The sequence below is a fragment of the Paenibacillus apii genome, from assembly GCF_011043685.1.
Taxonomy (GTDB): domain Bacteria; phylum Bacillota; class Bacilli; order Paenibacillales; family Paenibacillaceae; genus Paenibacillus_AQ; species Paenibacillus_AQ sabinae.
Window position 1 is genome coordinate 521,526 of the sequence record NZ_JAAKGU010000002.1, and the last position, 18,558, is coordinate 540,083.

Consider the following 18,558-nt stretch of genomic DNA (forward strand, 5'->3'; position numbering starts at 1 on the left):
AGGTTTTTTTGAACAGTAAATACAGATCGAGTAAAATTCTTTCATCATTGGCTGGGATATTTTCTCACTCGACCCATATTAATTTGAAAGTTATATCTGATTTAGCTATTAATAATGGAGAATGGGTTGCTTCAGGGAACGATCCTGCATTTTCATTAGAAGGAAAAATTTATAATGGGTGGAACGAAATAAGCTGGTACTCTGAATCGGATGAATTTATCCCCCTTAAACTGTACTGGAATAACGGCTCGGGTTTTTCCGAAGCCAATAGTGTTATTTTCTCAATGATACCAAAGGGGAAGATGAGATATAACACCATTTTTTTTATTCCTGAAGATGCCATGGAATTGAGATTAGACCCCGGAGAAAGGGCAAGTAGATTTATTCTGAAGGATCTAAAGTTTAAGAAAGTCACTAAGTTGAATATCCTGATAAATTCCCTTTCGACAATTTTTAAACAAAGGGGATTAAGCTTTTCCAATATTAAAGCGATTTTTAAAAAAAGCATACTGGTTATTAAAGGGCAAGGAATAAAGGGATTATGGCAGAAAGTTAAGCAAATTGGCGGAATAAATCAGAATAATGTTCTTAATGACTATGTGATCTGGATTGAAAAACACACGCTGAGTGATAACGAGAAGATGACTGCTCTGGCCGTAATAGAAGATTTTAAATATAAACCATTAATTTCGGTTATTCTTCCAGTTTATAATGTGGACGAAGTCTGGCTAAGGAAATGTATAGACTCGGTAAGGAATCAACTATATCCATACTGGGAACTATGTGTGTCCGACGATGCTTCCAAGAAGGAGCATATAAAGACGGTTCTAAGTGAATATGAAATACTAGATGATCGGATTCGTGTAGTGTTTAGAGAAGAAAATGGTCATATTTCAGACTCCTCTAATTCAGCTCTTGATATAGCATTAGGTGAATATATTGCTTTATTGGATCATGATGACGAAATGTCAGTTGATGCATTGTATGAGGTTGCGAAACTGATAAATAGACATCCTGATGCGGATATGATCTATAGTGATGAAGATAAAATCGGAGTTGATGGAGTAAGACATTCTCCGTTCTTTAAACCTGATTGGTCTCCTGATTTGCTTCTTACTCATATGTATACATGCCATTTAGGAGTGTACCGGAAATCCATTGTGGATAAGGTAGGACGTTTCAGAAAAGGGGTTGAGGGAAGCCAGGATTTTGACTTGGCGTTAAGAGTGACTGAACAAACGTCCAGTATTTATCATATTCCGAAGATACTTTATCACTGGAGAACAATTCCCGAATCCACTGCATCAGGTTCAGGCGCTAAAAATTACACCCATTTTGCTGGCCTTACTGCGGTCAATGATACTTTAAAAAGAAGAAATATTAATGGATGGATTGAAGAACTGGACGGATATGCAAATTTCTATCGAGTTCATTATAATGTGGAGTCTGAGCCTCTTGTAAGTATAATTATTCCGACTAAAGATAATTCGACTATTTTATCGAATTGTCTAGACTCGATTTATAAAACTACTAAGTATAACAACTACGAAATTATAATTGTGGATAATGGAAGTAAAGAAGCGGAAACGTTCCGGCTCTTTAGTGTCTGGAAGAAGAAATTAGCGAATAAAATAAATATATTAACTGTGAATACCCCCTTTAATTTTTCGGAACTGAACAATAAGGCTGTTTCAGTAGCAAAAGGTGAACTGTTTCTCTTTCTCAACAATGATATTGAAGTTATTGAGGAGAACTGGCTTAACGATATGATTGGTGCAGCTTTGAGAGAAGAGATTGGAGCGGTAGGTGCATATTTAATTTACCCAGACAATACTGTACAGCACTCCGGCTTGACATTAGGTTTGGGAGTTCAGCGTGCTGCAGGAGATGGGCATCATCACCGACCAATAAACGATCCGGGTTATTTTGGAGCATTAATCTCAGTGAAAAATGTTTCTGCTGTTACTGCCGCTTGCCTTATGGTGAAGAGAAGTGTATTTGAAGAGATAGGTGGTTTTGACGAAGAGTTATCCGTTGCTTATAACGATGTGGATCTTTGCCTATCTATCCGAAAAGCCGGCTATCTTAACATATGGCTTCCTTATGTACAGTTGATACATCATGAATCAAAGACGAGAGGGTACGATAACACAAATAGTAAATTGGAAAGACTTAACCGGGAGGCGGATTATCTTAAAGACAAATGGGGAGAAACTTTGAATTCTGATGTTTATTACAATCCGAATTTGTCGTTAGATCATGGATATTCGATAAGAGTGTAGGTTGAAAGATTTTAAGAAGAGGGATGAAATGGATAAAAAAAAGTATAATGATCTGAGTCTTAAAGTTTTTGCTGTTTTTATTATTATCTATTTTTACCACTTTATTATTAAGATAGCACCAGGTGATGATTTCTACTTTAAAGAGGTATCCAATCAATTTTCCTTTTTTGACTATTTGGACTTTAGATATCATGAATGGACAGGCAGAATGTCAGCAGAAGCAGGATTGTATTTCTTCTTGGATGGCATGGTTTGGATGTGGCGGATTATTAATTCGATTCTAATCTTGCTGCTTTCTTACGGAATTAATAGACTGATAAGAAAGGAATTCTCCTTTTCTTCATTTATTATTATTTTGGTCTGTTTCGGTTATCTGAGCCCAAGTATACTGAGTTCCGGAGTTCTATGGATTACTGGTTCCATCGTTTACCTTTGGCCTATCAGTCTTGGAGTATTTGCAATGATCCCCTTTTCTGATCTTTCACTGAGGGGAGCAAGGGGATTTACTCTCGGAAGAATTTTTCTGTCGTTATGTATGGGGCTGCTCGCTATATTAGCTAATGAACAGGTAGCTCTATGCATGCTAGGCTTTGGCGCGCTAGCTATTTTTCACTCACTGGTGAAGAATAGAATTCTAGACAAAAGATTAATTCTACTATGGTTAGTATATTTGACGGCTTTCATGTTCTCATTTTATGCGCCTGGAAACCATAGAAGATTTATTGCCGAGACCGCTACATGGTTTCCAGGCTTTGATAATTTAAGTTTAAGAGACCATCTGTACATAGGAATTATTTGGATTTATAGTAAAGTGTTTATTCAAATGAAGTTTTTAATTTTACTATTATCGATAATTACCTTATGCTTTTTTTACATAAAGAAAAAAAATGCATCGAAGTTAGTATCGAGAACTGTTTCCCTATTTGCTTTTTTAGTAATAAGCTCTGTTTCGATTGCATTAATTGGAAATGTTGAATTTATTTATGATTTTGAAGCATTAAAAAAATTTGACGTTGGTTATAGCTTATTGCATCTTTGGAATTCCGGTCCTCAATTTGTTTTTGCTATAATTCCATATGTTTTTTGGACTATTTATACAGTGTTATTTATGGTGGTATTTTTAGCCGTTACAAAGAAGAGAAAGTTTACTTTGGTTTGTTTTCTTGCTTCTATCGCTTCTATGGGCATCATGTTTTTTTCTCCTACAATTTATGCATCCGGGAATAGAACATTAACGGTAAGTGCAATGCTATTAATAGTAATAATAGCCAATTTGATATCTGACTTAGACGAACTGGATAAGAGGAAGGCAATTTATGTTCTTTTGCCATTAGCCTTAATAAATGTGCTGGCTTTGTTGGTCAATTGGGCAATTAATGGATATGCACCGATTTTAGGTTAAAATGTCTTCTCTAAGCTAAATAACGAGTTTATTTGTAAATAATGTTAGGTAATTTAAAATGAAAAAAGCATATATTGAGAATATTATTGATTATGGTATCTTAATAAGGTGAATTAGTATCTACGAGAGTTAAATTCAAATTTTATAAGAAGGTGGTCACTCATGAAACTTCTTGTCACCGGCGGAGCCGGCTTTATTGGCAGCAACTTTGTTATGTATATGCTTCAGCAGTACCCGGATTACCAAATCATTAATGTGGACGCTCTTACGTATGCAGGGAATCTGGAAAATTTGAAATCGGTAGAGAATCATCCGAACTATACGTTTGTAAAAGCGGATATTACAGATGTTCAGGCAATGGATACTTTGATTAGCCAGGGTGTGGATGTGGTTGTTAACTTTGCAGCCGAATCGCATGTGGACCGGAGTATTTTGGAGCCGGATGTGTTTGTGAAGACGAATGTGCTGGGGACTCAGGTGCTGCTGGACGCGGCGAAGAAGCATAAAGTCACCAAGTTTGTGCAAGTTTCGACCGACGAGGTATATGGTACGCTTGGAGCGACCGGCCTGTTCACGGAAGAGACGCCGCTGACGCCGAACAGCCCTTATTCCGCCAGCAAAGCGGGGGGGGATCTCCTGGTGCGAGCCTATCATGAAACCTTCGGCCTGCCGGTTAATATTACGCGCTGCTCGAATAACTATGGTCCTTACCAGTTCCCGGAGAAGCTTATTCCGCTGATGATCTCCCGCGCACTTGCTGATGGAGCACTGCCGGTGTATGGCGACGGAATGAACATCCGCGATTGGCTCTATGTAGAGGATCACTGCAGCGCGATTGATCTGGTTATTCATAAAGGTGTGCTGGGTGAAGTGTACAACATTGGCGGCAATAATGAGCGGACGAATGTGCATATCGTCAAGACGATTTTGCAGGAGCTGGGTAAGCCGGAATCGCTGATTACGTATGTGCAGGATCGTCCGGGACATGACCGCCGCTATGGTATCGACCCAACGAAGATTATGAACGAGCTGGGCTGGAAGCCGAAGCATACGTTTGAAACGGGGATCAAGGAAACGATTCAATGGTATTTGAACAATAAAGAATGGTGGACCCGCATCCAGTCCGGTGAATACCAGAAGTATGCCGAAAAGCAGTATGGCAGCCGCTTAGGGGATGCCCTGTAATGGCGGCGACGAAGGTTCTCGTAACGGGGGCGGCGGGACAGCTCGGTCGTGATGCGGTGCTGCTATTGGAAAGACAGGGTTATGAGGTGCTGGCTTGCGACCGGCAGGAGATGGATATTACCGATCTCGATCAGTGCAGCGAAGTCATTGGAGAATTTGGCCCTGAAGCCATAATTCATTGCGCTGCGCATACGGCCGTGGACGCCGCAGAGACGGATATTGATGCTGCCTATTTGATCAATGCTGTGGGCACTCGTAATGTTACGGTTGCAGCAGAAAAGGTTGGCGCGAAACTGGTCTATATCAGTACGGATTATGTGTTCGACGGGCAAGGAAGCCAGCCGTATCATGAATACGACAACACCGATCCCAAAAGCATCTACGGCAAGTCCAAACGAGCTGGGGAAATTCTGGTGCAGACCTTGTCGACCAAGTATTTTATCGTCCGTACTTCGTGGGTGTATGGAAAGTACGGGAATAATTTTGTTAAAACGATGCTGAAATTTGGCCAGGAAAGACCGGTGCTGCAGGTCGTGGATGACCAAAAGGGTTCACCAACGTTTACGGTGGATTTGGCGACTTTCCTGCTGGAATTGATCGGAACTGAAAAGTATGGCATTTACCATGCCTCCAATACTGGGGTTTGTACGTGGTATGAGTTTACCCAGGCGATTTTTGCCGAGGCGGAGGAAATCCTTGGGCTTAAGTTTACCGCCAAGCTGGAGCCGTGTACCACGGAACAGTTTCCGCGCCCCGCACCGCGCCCGCGCAATTCAGCGATGGAGCATTTGTCGATCCGGACGAACGGTTTCCAGGATATACGGCCTTGGCGGGAAGGCTTAAAAGCATTCCTAAAGGACATTCAATAGAAATAACTTAAAAAAATCTCCCGATCTAATATTTAGAAAGGGAGATTTTTTAATTGATGTTACAGTGTGCCTACGAGTTCTCTGGTTTCGGTTTGTTTGTTTTTTTGCGACAGATGAACGGTATTTTTTTCGATAATATATTTAGGACGAGCTTTCACTTCTTTATATATTTTACCGATGTACTCGCCAATTAATCCCAATGCAACCAATTGAAGGCCGCCAATAAACCAAATTGAAATCATGAGGGAGGACCATCCCGAAGTAGTATTACCGATGAATTTATTGACGAGAATATAAATCGCAATTACAAAGCTGAACAAAAACATTAAAAAACCTATTCCGGAAATTAAGCGGATGGGCGTTACACTAAACGAGGTTATTCCATCAAAGGCAAAGGCCAGCATTTTTTTTAATGGATATTTGGACTCTCCGGCGAAGCGTTCGTTTCTGTCATAGTAGACCTCAGTTGATTTGAAACCAATTAATGGAATGAGTCCTCTAAGAAAAAGGTTGACTTCTCTAAATTCGCTTAAATGGTGAAGTACCCTTTTACTCATTAAGCGATAGTCGGCATGATTGTAAACGACGTTAACACCCATCGAGTTCATGAGCCGGTAAAATCCTTGTGCTGTGGAGCGCTTGAAGAAAGTGTCGGTAGATCTGCTCTTTCTTACACCATAAACGACATCGTAGCCTTCTTTGAATTTCTCAATAAATTCTTCTATAACATTAAGATCATCTTGAAGATCCGCATCTATAGAAATAACACAATCGGAAAACTCTTTGGCATGATTTAATCCAGCCAGCAAGGCATTTTGATGTCCGGCATTTTTGGCGAGCTTCAGACCGTGAACAAAAGTATTGGTTTTGTTATTCTCTTCGATAATCTCCCAGGTTCTATCCCGGCTGCCATCATCAACGAATAGTATTTTGCTTGTATAAGCAATCTTGTTTTTTTCTATTAAATTATCGAATATCGTAGTAAGACGCTTAATAGTTTCTGGTAAGACTTCCTCCTCATTGTAACAAGGAATAACTAAGACTAAAATAGGAGGACTACTTAAACTGCTGTCCAAAACATTATCGACTCCTTTAAAAAACTGTAAAAATGATTAGTCAGTTTATTCTAGCATTGATTTATGTTTAATTAAATACAAAAAACGGTATTCGTTGTTGAAAATATATAGTATATTACTTCGTAAATACCTATTTATTATAAGGACGTAAAATGAATTCGAACAACAAAACCGTAAGCATACATATCGTTACCTATAACAGCGAAGAGGACATTGCCGATTGTCTGGAAGCCGCATTTCATCAAGACTACCCTATTCAAAAAATCATTGTGGTGGATAATGCCTCGGGCGACGGCACGGTGGAGCGGATCCAATCCCGGTATAAAGCAGACGTAATCCCAAGAATAATGGGAAATCTGATGGCGGGAACGGACCAAACGACAATTCCGGTCAGCCATGACGAACAGCCGCCATTTCCGCTCTACCTCCTGCAAAATCCCTCCAACACCGGCTTCGCCCCCGCCCATAACCAGGCGATAGCTGCGAGCGATGCCGATTATGTGCTGGTGCTGAACCCCGATGTTACGCTGGCGCCGGACTATGTGTCCAGGCTGGTTGCGCGGATGGAAGCCGATCCCGGAATCGGCAGTGCCACCGGAAAGCTGCTGTTCAAGGTGGACCCGGGGACGGTAGACAGTACGGGGCTGCGGATGAATAAGGCGCGCAGGGCTTTTGACCGGGGAGCAGGGGAGCCGGCGAAGAACTGGATGGAGTCGGGCGAGGTGTTCGGCGTATCGGGCGCGGCGGCGATGTATTCGCGGCGGATGATTGACGAGGTCAGCGTGGACGGCGAGTTTTTTGACGCGGATTTTTTTGCCTATAAGGAAGATGTCGATGTGGCGTGGCGGGCTAGGCTGCTCGTGTGGAAGGCTTATTATGACGCGGATGCGATCGGGTACCATGAACGGGGTTGGAAGGCATCGGGCCGCAGCGGGAAGCCGCTGTTTATCCGGCGGATCTCTTATATCAACCGGTATAAGATGATTTTTAAGAATGAGCCGATTAGGACCTTGCCGAAGACGATATTACTGTCTTTACCTTACGAAATTGCCGCCCACGGATATATGCTGCTGAAGGAGCCAGGGTTGTTGAAGGCATGGGGGAGTTTTTTTGCTGAATGGGGCTCACTGAGGAAGAAGAGAAAAGCCGTTCAGGAGAGAGCGAAACGCGGAAGGGGAAAAGTGCGATGAAATCCTGCGGCAGCATCGAAGAGGTAAGAGCCAATATAGACAGGCTGGACAGGGAGATTGTGGCGCTGCTGTGCGAGAGGCATCTGTACGTAAATCAAGCGGCCGCATTCAAAAAGGATGCTGACGCCGTCAAAGCTCCGCAGCGTGTTGAGCAGTTAATTGACAAAGTACGGACAACAGCTACAGAGCATGGCGGCGATCCGGATGTTATTGAGCAAATCTATCGCGGCATTGTATCGACATTTATTGAGCATGAACTTCGGCTTCATCGTGAACGATCCGGCGAGCAGACCTGCAATCCCGAGAATGAATAAGTAAATAGATGAATCTTACTGAAAGCCTCCCTTATTTTAGGGAGGTTTTATGCTATAATATTGTCGATAGATTACTATTTTTGTCTGGAGCGTAAGCAAAAGTGAATATCGATGCGAGCATCATCATTCTCAATTACAATACGTGCCGCCTGACAGTCGATTGTCTGCAGTCGGTCTATGACTCGGAAACCCAATATGCCTATGAAATTATTGTGATCGACAACCATTCTTCTGACGATTCGGTGGAAGTCATAAGGGAGCGGTTCCCGCAAGTGAAGCTGATTGCCAACCAGGAGAACACCGGATTTGCGCGGGCCAATAACCAGGGAATGAATATTGCCTCGGGCAGATATATTTTACTGTTGAATTCGGATACGGTGGTGCAGCGGGACACGCTGGAAACGATGATTGCCTTGATGGACCGGCGGCCGGAGCTTGGGGCTTCGGGGTGCAAGGTGATTTTGCCGGACGGAAGTCTGGATAAGGCGTGCAAACGGGGATTTCCGACCCCTGCAGCTTCCTTCTATTATGCGTTCGGATTCAGCAGGCTGTTTCCTGACAACCCGCGTTTCAACGGTTATCAACTCGGTTATCTTGACCCTGACAAGGAATACGAGGTCGATTGTCTGGTCGGGGCGTTCATGCTGGTAAGACGGGAAACGATCGAGCAGATCGGGGGACTGGACGAAACCTTTTTCATGTATGGTGAGGATCTGGATTGGTGTTACCGGATCAAGGAAGCCGGCTGGAAGATTTATTATTATCCCAAAGCTTTCATCGTGCATCTGAAGGGCGGCAGCGCACGGCGGAGACCACTCAAGATCATCTACGAGTTTCACCGCGCCATGATTGTCTTTCATCGTAAGCATTACAGCAGGCAATATTCTTTTGCGGTCAATGGGGCGGTCTACGCCGGGGTGGCGCTCAAGTTCGCCGCGGCGCTTCTGCGCAATGCCCTGACCGTCCGGGGGCGGAAGCAGGAGCCTGCGCCAAGTCTTTCGGCCGCGGGCAGCGCCGGTAAGAGTTCTGAATCCAATGCCGAGGTGAGATTATGATTCGCCGCAACCAGCGATTTTTGACCCAGCTTTATATGGTCGCTGACTTTATTATCATTCAGGCTGCGTTTTTGCTCGCCTGGTGGCTGAAATTCAAGAGTGACTGGATGCCTTACGAGAGCCATATGCCGGCTGAATCTTATGCCTACTGGAGCTTGATCTACGGCGGAATCGCCGTTCTGCTCGGTATTCTGCTCACCCTGTATATGCCGAAACGGAAGAAGCGGTTTGCGGATGAGTTCCTGAAGATTTTTCAGGTACATATAATGGGCATCTTCATCCTGCTGGGCCTGATGTATTTTGTAAGAGAAATCGACATTTCCCGCCAATACTTGTCCATTTATATCGGCATCATCATGCTCTCGACCATGCTGTACCGGTACGTGCTGAAGAAGATGCTGAAGTCCTTCCGGGAAAAAGGGCTGAATCGCCAATTTGTGCTCATTCTCGGGGCGGGAACACTGGGCAGAAGAATTTATGATAATCTCGCGAATTACCCTGAGCTCGGTTATGAGATTATCGGTTTTCTGGACGATTACCAAGTATGGGATACGCTGGAGTCTAGGCGCTATAAACCGATTCTCGGAAAGCTTGACGAACTGCCAAAGATGCTGGAGACGATGCTGATCGACGAGGTGGTTCTCGCTCTGCCGCTTGATGCGCATCACAAGTTTCCCGCCATTATCGCTTCCTGTGAACGGGCAGGGGTTCGAACGCTGATCATCCCGGATTTCTTCGACTACCTGCCTGCGCGTCCGTACTTCGATAATTTTGCGGGAATGCCAATGATCAATGTGCGCGATATCCCGCTGGACATGACGGCCAACCGGTTGGCCAAGCGGCTGTTCGATATTGTATTCTCGCTCTTCGCTATTGTGGTCATGAGTCCGGTCATGCTGATTGTGACACTAGGAGTGAGAATGACTTCGCCGGGACCAATCATTTTCCGGCAGGAACGGGTCGGCCTCAACCGCCGAACGTTCACGATGTATAAGTTCCGATCGATGAAAATGCAGCGGGACGGCGAGGAGGACACGGGGTGGAGCACGGAGCGTGATCCGCGGCGAACCCGGTTCGGGACATTTATCCGCAAGACGAGCCTGGATGAGCTTCCGCAGTTCTTTAATGTGCTGATGGGACATATGAGCGTCGTCGGCCCGCGCCCGGAGCGTCCTTACTATGTGGAGCAGTTCAAAGAAGAAGTTCCAAAGTACATGGTCAAGCACCATGTGCGTCCCGGAATTACCGGCTGGGCACAGAGCAACGGTCTGCGCGGCGACACCTCGATCGAAGACCGGATCAAGCATGATATTTTCTATATTGAGAATTGGTCGCTGCTGTTCGATATCCGGATTATTTTCAAGACGATCCGGAACGGTTTTGTCAATAAGAATGCTTACTAAATGAGGCTATCATACATCCCGTTTCCCCGCTCCGCCGATTGAAGGTGGGCGGGGAATTGCTTTTTACAGCTGGAGGAGCTGAACAGGATTTATGCTTTTCCGCATGTCATCTATACGTTGTATGATTCCCCGGACAGCGACAAGGAGGACATCGAATTCGTTCAAAAAACGAATGTCGATATCACGATGCCTGCCGACCGCGCCAGTGCCGGATTTGTAGGCAGGCTAAAGGACGCCGGAGCCCGCGTTTACGTCCATACGGTCAACGATATGAAGGGAATTCGCAGGCTGCACCGTTTGGGGGTGGACGGATTTTATACCGATTTTATCTCCGAGAACGAGGTGAAGACGTCGGGGGATTGTGTCAGTCTTTTTGGGGGCAATAGAGTTGGAGAACCCTCTTTTATGCTGTAGGGATTGACCGAAAAGGCGAAAAAATGTTCGCATTTCATTGACACGTCTACCCGGCTATCATAACATATAAGAAGTATAAGCTGGATGCTTATTAACCCGAATAAGGATGGAAGATCATGACTGTGGTGCGACAAATGATTGAGAACTGGCGTCATGTGTTCAAGCTGGACCCGGATCGCGATATCGGCGAGGAAGAGCTGAGGGCGGTCTGCCAGTCCGGTACGGATGCCATTTTGGTGGGCGGGTCTACAGGCGTAACCTATGAGAATACCTCCCTTCTCCTGTCCAGAATTCAGGATTACGGCGTGCCGTGCGCCCTGGAAGTGTCCGATCTGACCGCTGTCGTGCCCGGCTTTGACGCCTACATGATTCCCATGGTGCTGAACACCCCCGATCCGGCATGGATTATCGGCCACCATCGAAGAGGCGTCGAGCGCTACGGTGATTTTATCCCCTGGGAGCTGCTGCTGGCCGAGGGGTACATTGTGCTGAACGAAAATTCCGCCGTAGCCCGCCTGACCGGTGCGGATACAGGGCTGTCGGCCGATGAAGCGGCTGCGTGTGCGCATGTTGCGGACAAGCTGATGGCGCTGCCGATCGTCTATCTGGAATACAGCGGCAGCTTTGGAGATGTGGAGACCATGAAAACGGTGCGCGATGCCGTCAGCCATGCCCGTCTTTTCTACGGCGGCGGAGTGGCCGGACCGGATCAGGCTCAGCTCGCGGCTTCTCTGGCTGATACGGTTGTCGTAGGAAACATCGTTTATAGCGATATTGAACGGGCGCTGTCCACAGTCGAGGCGGTTAAGCAGACCGAACTATTCAAGGAATGATATAGTAGTTTTGCGAAGAACCACGTATAGAATTTACGTTTTAAGCTATTCAGAAAGGGGCATGTCCTACATGCAATCCGTTAATATACAAGACGCCGTAACCCGGCTCAATCCTCCCCAGCGCCAGGCGGTCGAGACGACAGACGGTCCGCTGCTTATCATGGCCGGAGCGGGGAGCGGCAAGACGAGGGTGCTGACTCACCGCATCGCTTGGCTGATCGCTAACCGCAAGGCTCCGCCTTGGGCGATTCTTGCCATTACATTCACGAACAAGGCGGCAAGAGAAATGCAGGAACGGGTGTCCAAGCTCGTAGGCCCGGAAGGCCGCGACATTTGGGTGTCCACATTTCACTCCATGTGCGTTCGGATATTGCGGAAGGATATCGAGCGGATCGGGTTTACGTCCAATTTTTCCATTCTGGATTCCACCGACCAGCTCTCCGTTATCCGCAGCTGCATGAAGGAGCTGAATATCGACACGAAGAAATTCGAGCCGAAGGCGGTTCAGGCGATGATCAGCACGGCCAAGAACGAACTGGTGACACCTGCGCAGTATGAGATGAAGATCGGGGATTATTTTGAAGGCCTCGTTGCCAAAATATATACGATGTACCAAAAAAGGCTGAGAAGCAACAACTCGCTCGATTTTGACGATCTGATCATGACGACGATCCAACTATTTAAGGAAGTGCCCGAGGTGCTCGATTTCTACCAGCGGAAATTCAAGTACATCCATGTGGACGAGTATCAGGATACGAACCGGGCGCAGTACATGCTCTGCCGCATGCTGGCGGACAGCCATCACAATATATGCGTCGTCGGCGACAGCGACCAGTCGATCTACCGCTGGCGCGGCGCCGACATCAGCAACATTCTCAACTTCGAGGAAGATTACCCGGAAGCCAAGGTTATTTTGCTGGAGCAGAACTACCGCTCGACCTCGAACATTCTGAACGCCGCGAACGGCGTAATCGCGCTGAATACCGGACGCAAGCCGAAGAAGCTGTGGACGGATTCGGAAGAGGGGCCGAAGATCAAGGTGTACCGGGCCGACTCCGAGCATGATGAGGGCTATTTTGTATCCGGAGAAATCAGCAAGAATGTGAAAAAAGGAAAGTCATACCAGGATCATGCGATCCTGTACCGGACCAACGCGCAGTCGCGGGTAATAGAGGAAATTCTCATTAAATCGGATATCCCTTACCAGATTGTCGGGGGCATCAAGTTCTACGACCGCAAAGAAATCAAGGACCTGCTCGCTTATCTGCGGCTGCTGTCCAATCCCGATGACGACATCAGCTTAACCCGGGTGATCAATGTTCCGAAAAGAGGGCTCGGCGACACGACGGTTGGCAAGCTTACCGACGCAGCGGCATCCCGGGGCGTCTCCATCTTCCGTGTGCTGGAAACGGTGGACGACCTCGGATTTGCGGGACGGACGCGCAACGCACTGGTCGAGTTCTACGACATGATTCTGGCGCTTCACCGGATGGTGGAATTTCTGTCGGTGACGGAGCTGACGGAGAAGGTGCTGGAAATGTCGCAGTACAAGCTGGAGCTGCAGAAGGAGAACACGATTGAATCGCGCTCCCGCCTCGAGAATATCGACGAGTTTCTGTCGGTGACGATGGAATTTGAGAAAAATAACGATGATAAGTCGCTCGTCTCCTTCCTGACCGATCTTGCCCTGATCGCCGACATCGACAGCATGAACGATACAGAGGAGGACCACAGCGACGCGGTCGTGCTGATGACAATGCACAGCGCGAAGGGGCTGGAGTTTCCGGTCGTGTTCATCATCGGCATGGAAGAAGGGGTATTCCCGCACAGCCGCGCCTTCCAGGACAATGATGAGCTGGAAGAAGAGCGGCGGCTGGCGTATGTGGGCATTACCCGCGCCGAGAAGCAGTTGTTCCTCTCCTGTGCGCGGGCGCGCACGCTGTTCGGGCGGACGACGGCCAACCCGCCGTCCCGCTTCCTGGACGAGATTCCGGAGGAACTGAAGGAAGACACCGTCATGAGCAGCGACCGCTTCCGCCGGGGCGGCGAGGCGGGCGGAGCCTATGGCGGCCGCGGCTTCGGCGCTGGCGGCCGCGGCAATTTCGGCGGCGGCCGGAGCGGAGCCGCCGCTTCATCGCCGGGCGCCGCCGCAGGCTACGGCGGCGCTTCGGCGTCCGCGGCAGCCGGGCGCAGCCGCGTGACCGTGACCTCGGGCGGGGCTGCGTCCCGCCCGGCGGGTAGTGCCCCCGCCGATTTCAAGGCGGGCGACAAGGTCTCGCACGGCAAATGGGGCGTCGGCACTATTGTGGCCGTGAAAGGCAGCGGCAACGACATGGAGCTGCAGATTGCCTTCCCGGCGCCGGTGGGCGTGAAGCGGCTGCTCGCGGGATTTGCGCCGATCACTAAGGTGGAGTAAGAGATTCGGCACGATAGCCCTGGCTCATAGCGCCGGGCATGGCGCGGATGGTTAAACAGCCTGCTTTTGGATCAGGCTGAGGAAGAAGGAAATGAATCGGGATGGCGGAGGGATGTCTGAGGCATGGACGCAATGCATACGATGGAAGAGCTTGTGGCGGAGCTGAATAAATATAATTACCACTACTATACGCTGGATGCGCCGATTGTCAGCGACAAGGAATATGACGCGCTCTACGACAAGCTAGTTGCCCTGGAGGCGGAGAGCGGCATTGTCCTGCCCGATTCGCCGACCCAGCGTGTCGGCGGCGAGCTGCTGAAGGGCTTTGTTCCGCATCGGCACCTAGCTCCGCTCTGGAGCCTTGACAAAGCCCAGAACATTGAACAGCTCCGCAGCTGGAACGCCCGGGTGCTCAAGCTGGTGAATGACTATAACAGCAAGAATCCCGAGCAGCCGCTTCCGGAGCCCGGCTATGCCGTGGAGCTGAAATTCGACGGTCTGACGTTGAATCTGACCTATCGTGACGGCAGGCTGGTTCAGGCCTCCACACGGGGCAATGGCACCACAGGCGAAGGGATTTTGGCGCAGGTGAAGACGATCAAATCGGTTCCGCTGACCATCCCCTTCAAGGATGGCGTCATTGAGGTGCAAGGCGAGGGCATCATGAACTTGTCGGTGCTTGCCGAATACAACCGGAAGGCGGCGGAGCCGCTGAAGAACGCCCGCAACGGCGCGGCGGGAGCGCTGCGCAACCTAAATCCGAAGCTGACGGCGGAGCGGAAGCTGAATGCCTTTTTCTACAATGTCGGCTACTCGGAAGGCATCGAGTTTCACGACCACCAGGAAATGATGCAGTTTTTGCGCGACAACCAGTTCAAGGTTAATCCTTATCTGGCCTATTTCGACAGCTTCGACGAAGTGACGGAGCAGTTGGCCGAAATTGAGGAAGGCCGCTCTAGGCTCGACTACCTGATCGATGGCGCGGTCATCAAAATCACGGATTTCCGTATCCGCGAAGTGCTCGGTTATACGGACAAGTTCCCCCGCTGGGCGGTCGCCTACAAGTTCGAGGCGGAGGAGACAACCACCGTGCTGGAATCGGTCGACTGGAATGTGGGCCGGACCGGCAAAGTAACGCCATTGGCGAGGGTCGAACCGGTAGAACTGGCCGGCGTTACCGTGCAGAACTGCACCCTTAACAATATCGGCGACATTGAGCGGAAGAACCTGAAGCATGCACTCGGAACGCGCGTGTTCATCCGCCGGTCCAATGATGTCATCCCGGAAATTCTTGGGAAGGTAACGGATGAGAAAGACGGCGGGGAAATCATTTATCCCGACCACTGCCCGGCCTGCGGTTATCCGCTGGAAATGCGGGGAGCGCATCTGTTCTGCAACAACAAGCTGAACTGCAAGCCGCAGATCGTCGCGAGGATCACGCATTTTGCCTCGAGGGACGCCATGGACATCGAGACCTTCAGCGACAAGACGGCGTCCCAGCTGTACGATGAGCTGGACGTGCGTGAGCCTGCGGATCTCTACGAGCTGACGCTCGAGCAGCTCGTGAAGCTGGAGAGATTTGGCGAGAAGAAGGCGAGCAACCTCCTTCAGGCGCTTGAGGAGAGCAAGGGGCGGGATCTCGCTTCCTTCCTGTTTGCGCTGGGCATCCCGAATACCGGCAAAGCAACGACCAAGATGCTGGCCGATCACTTCCGCGATCTGAACGCCGTCATGACGGCAAATGCGGAGGAGCTGTCGGCGCTGCCCGATATCGGCGGCATTGTAGCCGAGAGCATCGTTTCCTTTTTTGCCGATCCGTTCGTGGTCACAGGCATCCGCCGCCTGCTTGATTTGGGCGTACAGGCCAAGGCGCCGGAAGCGCTGGCTCCGGTCGTGACCGACTCCTTCTTCAGCGGCAAGACGGTAGTCTTGACCGGAACGCTCCAGAAGCTGACCCGGGACGAAGCAGCCGAGAGGCTGGAAGCGCTTGGCGCCAAAGTCACCGGCAGCGTTTCGAAGAAGACCGATCTCGTCATTGCCGGGGAGAAGGCCGGCAGCAAGCTGGCCAAAGCGCAGACACTCGGCATCCCGGTCATCGAGGATGAGGATGAATTGCTCCGGCTGCTGGAGGGCGGTGCTCCGTCTGAAGGTTCGAAGGGTTAACCCCCGCAGACCGTAGACGTTTCTTTAAGGCTAGGCTAAATCTAAGCTAAGCATCGCGTTCCTCATAATGGACCCGCTCCAAGGGATACCCTTGAAGCGGGTCTTTTTTTTCTGAGTAATCACAGAAAGGCTCAAATTTAATCCAAGTCAGGCAATATTTTTACATGGAGACAATACTCTCCCCTTAGACTATAGAAGAATTACTTACCACTGGGAGGGTATATAAAAAGATGAATAAAGGTCTGAAAAAAGTTGCAATCGGCGGATTGGCCTGCCTGATCCTTTCTGCAGGAAGCTTCGCCTACGCGGCTCAAGGTTCTTCCAAAACGCTAACGGCTCCAAAAGCCCCATCGAAAAATCTCATCGTCCTGATTGGCGACGGCATGGGGCCCGCGCAAATCTCAGCAACGCGTTATTACGAACAGTATAAAAAAGGTGTCAAGCATCTCAACCTCGACCCTTACTATGTTGGACAAGCGACTACCTATGCGGATCGCGGCGAAGACGGCGGCACCGTAGTGTCAGGGGTAGTAACGGACTCTGCATCGGCCGGCACAGCTTTTGCCACAGGGCATAAGACATACAACGCGGGCATCAGCGTCTCCAATGAAGACGTGGCCAAGCCTTTTGCTTCCGTAATTGAAGCTGCGGAGAGAAGCGGCAAAGCAACCGGTCTTGTGACCACCGCGCGGATCACCCATGCAACACCAGCCGTATACGCCTCGCATGTACGCAGCCGCGACAACGAGTCGGCCATTGCCACCCAGTACCTGGATAGCGGCGTGGATGTGCTGTTTGGCGGGGGCAAGCAATTTTTTGTGACGAAGGATGAGAAGGGCAAGCGGAATGATAAAAATATCCTGCCCGATTTCAAAGCGAAGGGATATACCGTTGTCGAGAATACGAGCGCATTGAAGGCTCTCCCGGCTTCCACGACGAAAGCGCTGGGCCTGTTCGGCAATTCCCATGTCGCCTACACTCCGGACCGTAATGAAGAAATTCCAAGCCTTGCGGCTATGACGTCGTCTGCTTTGAAGATTTTGTCCAAAGATAAGAACGGTTTTGTCATGATGATTGAAGGCGGCCGGATCGACCATGCCGGGCATGCCAACGATTTTCCGACGCTTATCCAGGAGACGCTCGATTTCGACGCCGCTTTTAAGACCGCAATCGAGTTCGCCAAAAAAGACGGCAATACATCCGTAGTCGTGACCGCGGACCATGAAACGGGCGGTTTGTCCTTGTCGCGCGACAATATCTATGAGCTGAATATCGACCTGTGGGACAAGCAGAAGCATTCTTCGGAATCCATCGCCAGCAAGCTGGCCGAAGCCAAAACTCCGGAGGAAATTCGCAGCATTGTGGCCGAGAATACCGGAATTAACGATTTGACCGACGAAGAGGTACAGGCGATTCTGGCAGGCGACGGTTCCTCATACAAGCAGGAGGGCGCCTACAATGCCGTCATTTCCAAAAGACTGCTGGTCGGCTGGTCCGGACACGGGCATTCCGCCGTGGATGTCGGCATATGGGCTTATGGTCCAATCGCAGGTAAAGTGAAAGGCCAAGTGGACAACACCCAGATCGCCAGAGCTTCGGCTGCCATTGTAGGGGTCAATCTGGACAAGAGATCGGCTGAGCTTCAATCGAAATATTTGTATCCGAAATTTAAAATCAACCGCGATAACGAAGTGCTCTATCCTGTCGCGGCGTTGACGAAGGCCTTTGGAGGAACCTACAGCAGCGGATCGACAGTCTCTAAAGCCGTTATTGGCAAAAACACGGTGGATATCAACATGTCGGCTCTGACAGCCACACTGAACGGCAAGGCTGTATCTTTCACGGTAGATAACGATAACGGAACTGTATATCTTCCACTGTCCGCATTCAGCCAGTTGACTGGCAAAAATCTGAAGTGGGATTCGCTCTCCGAACGAATTGTTCTGCGGTAAGGGG

Annotated in this window: 14 protein-coding genes; 13 read left to right on the forward strand and 1 reads right to left on the reverse strand. The window is 48.9% G+C overall.

Annotation, left to right across the window (positions count from 1 at the left end):
- Window positions 1-8: 8 nt before the first annotated feature.
- The 4 genes from G5B47_RS08190 (at window position 9) to rfbD (ending at window position 5,738) form a co-directional block, all read left to right on the forward strand.
- Window positions 9-2,282, forward strand: a complete 2,274-nt coding sequence (locus tag G5B47_RS08190) for a glycosyltransferase family 2 protein (RefSeq protein WP_235957113.1) — start codon at window positions 9-11, stop codon at window positions 2,280-2,282.
- 28 nt (window positions 2,283-2,310) lie between these two features.
- A complete protein-coding gene (locus tag G5B47_RS08195) occupies window positions 2,311-3,684 on the forward strand; it encodes a DUF6056 family protein (RefSeq protein ID WP_165096556.1) in 1,374 nt (457 codons plus the stop codon).
- 162 nt (window positions 3,685-3,846) lie between these two features.
- Window positions 3,847-4,869 carry a dTDP-glucose 4,6-dehydratase gene (gene rfbB / locus G5B47_RS08200; RefSeq protein ID WP_165096559.1) on the forward strand — a complete coding sequence of 341 codons (1,023 nt, stop codon included), beginning with the start codon at window positions 3,847-3,849 and terminating at the stop codon, window positions 4,867-4,869.
- A complete protein-coding gene (gene rfbD, locus G5B47_RS08205; RefSeq protein WP_165096562.1) occupies window positions 4,869-5,738 on the forward strand; it encodes a dTDP-4-dehydrorhamnose reductase in 870 nt (289 codons plus the stop codon). Before rfbB ends, rfbD begins: the two co-directional genes overlap by 1 nt.
- A gap of 59 nt (window positions 5,739-5,797) precedes the next feature.
- Here the strand turns inward: rfbD and G5B47_RS08210 are convergent, their stop codons facing one another.
- Window positions 5,798-6,814, reverse strand: coding sequence for a glycosyltransferase family 2 protein (locus G5B47_RS08210; RefSeq protein ID WP_165096565.1), 1,017 nt, complete (start codon window positions 6,812-6,814; stop codon window positions 5,798-5,800).
- A gap of 152 nt (window positions 6,815-6,966) precedes the next feature.
- Here G5B47_RS08210 and G5B47_RS08215 point away from each other — a divergent pair, with 152 nt between their 5' ends.
- From G5B47_RS08215 to G5B47_RS08255, 9 genes are all read left to right on the forward strand, one after another.
- Window positions 6,967-8,004: a glycosyltransferase family 2 protein gene (locus G5B47_RS08215; protein ID WP_165096568.1), complete on the forward strand. Its 1,038-nt coding sequence runs from the start codon at window positions 6,967-6,969 to the stop codon at window positions 8,002-8,004.
- Window positions 8,001-8,318 (forward strand): chorismate mutase, encoded by a 318-nt coding sequence (locus G5B47_RS08220; protein ID WP_165096571.1) that lies wholly within the window; start codon window positions 8,001-8,003, stop codon window positions 8,316-8,318. Before G5B47_RS08215 ends, G5B47_RS08220 begins: the two co-directional genes overlap by 4 nt.
- Before the next feature lie 107 nt (window positions 8,319-8,425).
- Complete coding sequence (locus G5B47_RS08225) at window positions 8,426-9,373, forward strand: glycosyltransferase family 2 protein (protein ID WP_165096725.1); 948 nt, start codon at window positions 8,426-8,428, stop codon at window positions 9,371-9,373.
- A complete protein-coding gene (locus G5B47_RS08230) occupies window positions 9,370-10,776 on the forward strand; it encodes an undecaprenyl-phosphate glucose phosphotransferase (RefSeq protein WP_165096574.1) in 1,407 nt (468 codons plus the stop codon). The genes G5B47_RS08225 and G5B47_RS08230 overlap by 4 nt, the downstream gene beginning before the upstream one ends.
- Window positions 10,777-10,893: 117 nt before the next feature.
- Window positions 10,894-11,190 (forward strand): glycerophosphodiester phosphodiesterase family protein, encoded by a 297-nt coding sequence (locus tag G5B47_RS08235; protein ID WP_165096577.1) that lies wholly within the window; start codon window positions 10,894-10,896, stop codon window positions 11,188-11,190.
- Between the two features lie 116 nt (window positions 11,191-11,306).
- Window positions 11,307-12,023, forward strand: coding sequence for a heptaprenylglyceryl phosphate synthase (pcrB, locus tag G5B47_RS08240; protein WP_206107273.1), 717 nt, complete (start codon window positions 11,307-11,309; stop codon window positions 12,021-12,023).
- A gap of 70 nt (window positions 12,024-12,093) precedes the next feature.
- Window positions 12,094-14,439, forward strand: a complete 2,346-nt coding sequence (gene pcrA / locus G5B47_RS08245) for a DNA helicase PcrA (RefSeq protein WP_165096580.1) — start codon at window positions 12,094-12,096, stop codon at window positions 14,437-14,439.
- Between the two features lie 123 nt (window positions 14,440-14,562).
- On the forward strand, window positions 14,563-16,602 hold the full coding sequence (gene ligA / locus G5B47_RS08250; RefSeq protein WP_165096583.1) for an NAD-dependent DNA ligase LigA: 2,040 nt from the start codon (window positions 14,563-14,565) through the stop codon (window positions 16,600-16,602).
- 230 nt (window positions 16,603-16,832) lie between these two features.
- Window positions 16,833-18,554, forward strand: coding sequence for an alkaline phosphatase (locus tag G5B47_RS08255; RefSeq protein ID WP_165096586.1), 1,722 nt, complete (start codon window positions 16,833-16,835; stop codon window positions 18,552-18,554).
- The last annotated feature ends 4 nt before the right edge of the window (window positions 18,555-18,558 follow it).

Excerpts from the sequence above, each read along its gene's own strand:
- pcrB (WP_206107273.1), top strand. The coding sequence starts at position 11,307 with ATGACTGTGGTGCGACAAATGATTGAGAACTGGCGTCATGTGTTCAAG.
- G5B47_RS08220 (WP_165096571.1), top strand. The coding sequence starts at position 8,001 with ATGAAATCCTGCGGCAGCATCGAAGAGGTAAGAGCCAATATAGACAGG.
- G5B47_RS08230 (WP_165096574.1), top strand. The coding sequence starts at position 9,370 with ATGATTCGCCGCAACCAGCGATTTTTGACCCAGCTTTATATGGTCGCT.
- pcrA (WP_165096580.1), top strand. The coding sequence starts at position 12,094 with ATGCAATCCGTTAATATACAAGACGCCGTAACCCGGCTCAATCCTCCC.
- G5B47_RS08195 (WP_165096556.1), top strand. The coding sequence starts at position 2,311 with ATGGATAAAAAAAAGTATAATGATCTGAGTCTTAAAGTTTTTGCTGTT.
- rfbD (WP_165096562.1), top strand. The coding sequence starts at position 4,869 with ATGGCGGCGACGAAGGTTCTCGTAACGGGGGCGGCGGGACAGCTCGGT.
- ligA (WP_165096583.1), top strand. The coding sequence starts at position 14,563 with ATGGACGCAATGCATACGATGGAAGAGCTTGTGGCGGAGCTGAATAAA.
- G5B47_RS08215 (WP_165096568.1), top strand. The coding sequence starts at position 6,967 with ATGAATTCGAACAACAAAACCGTAAGCATACATATCGTTACCTATAAC.
- G5B47_RS08255 (WP_165096586.1), top strand. The coding sequence starts at position 16,833 with ATGAATAAAGGTCTGAAAAAAGTTGCAATCGGCGGATTGGCCTGCCTG.
- rfbB (WP_165096559.1), top strand. The coding sequence starts at position 3,847 with ATGAAACTTCTTGTCACCGGCGGAGCCGGCTTTATTGGCAGCAACTTT.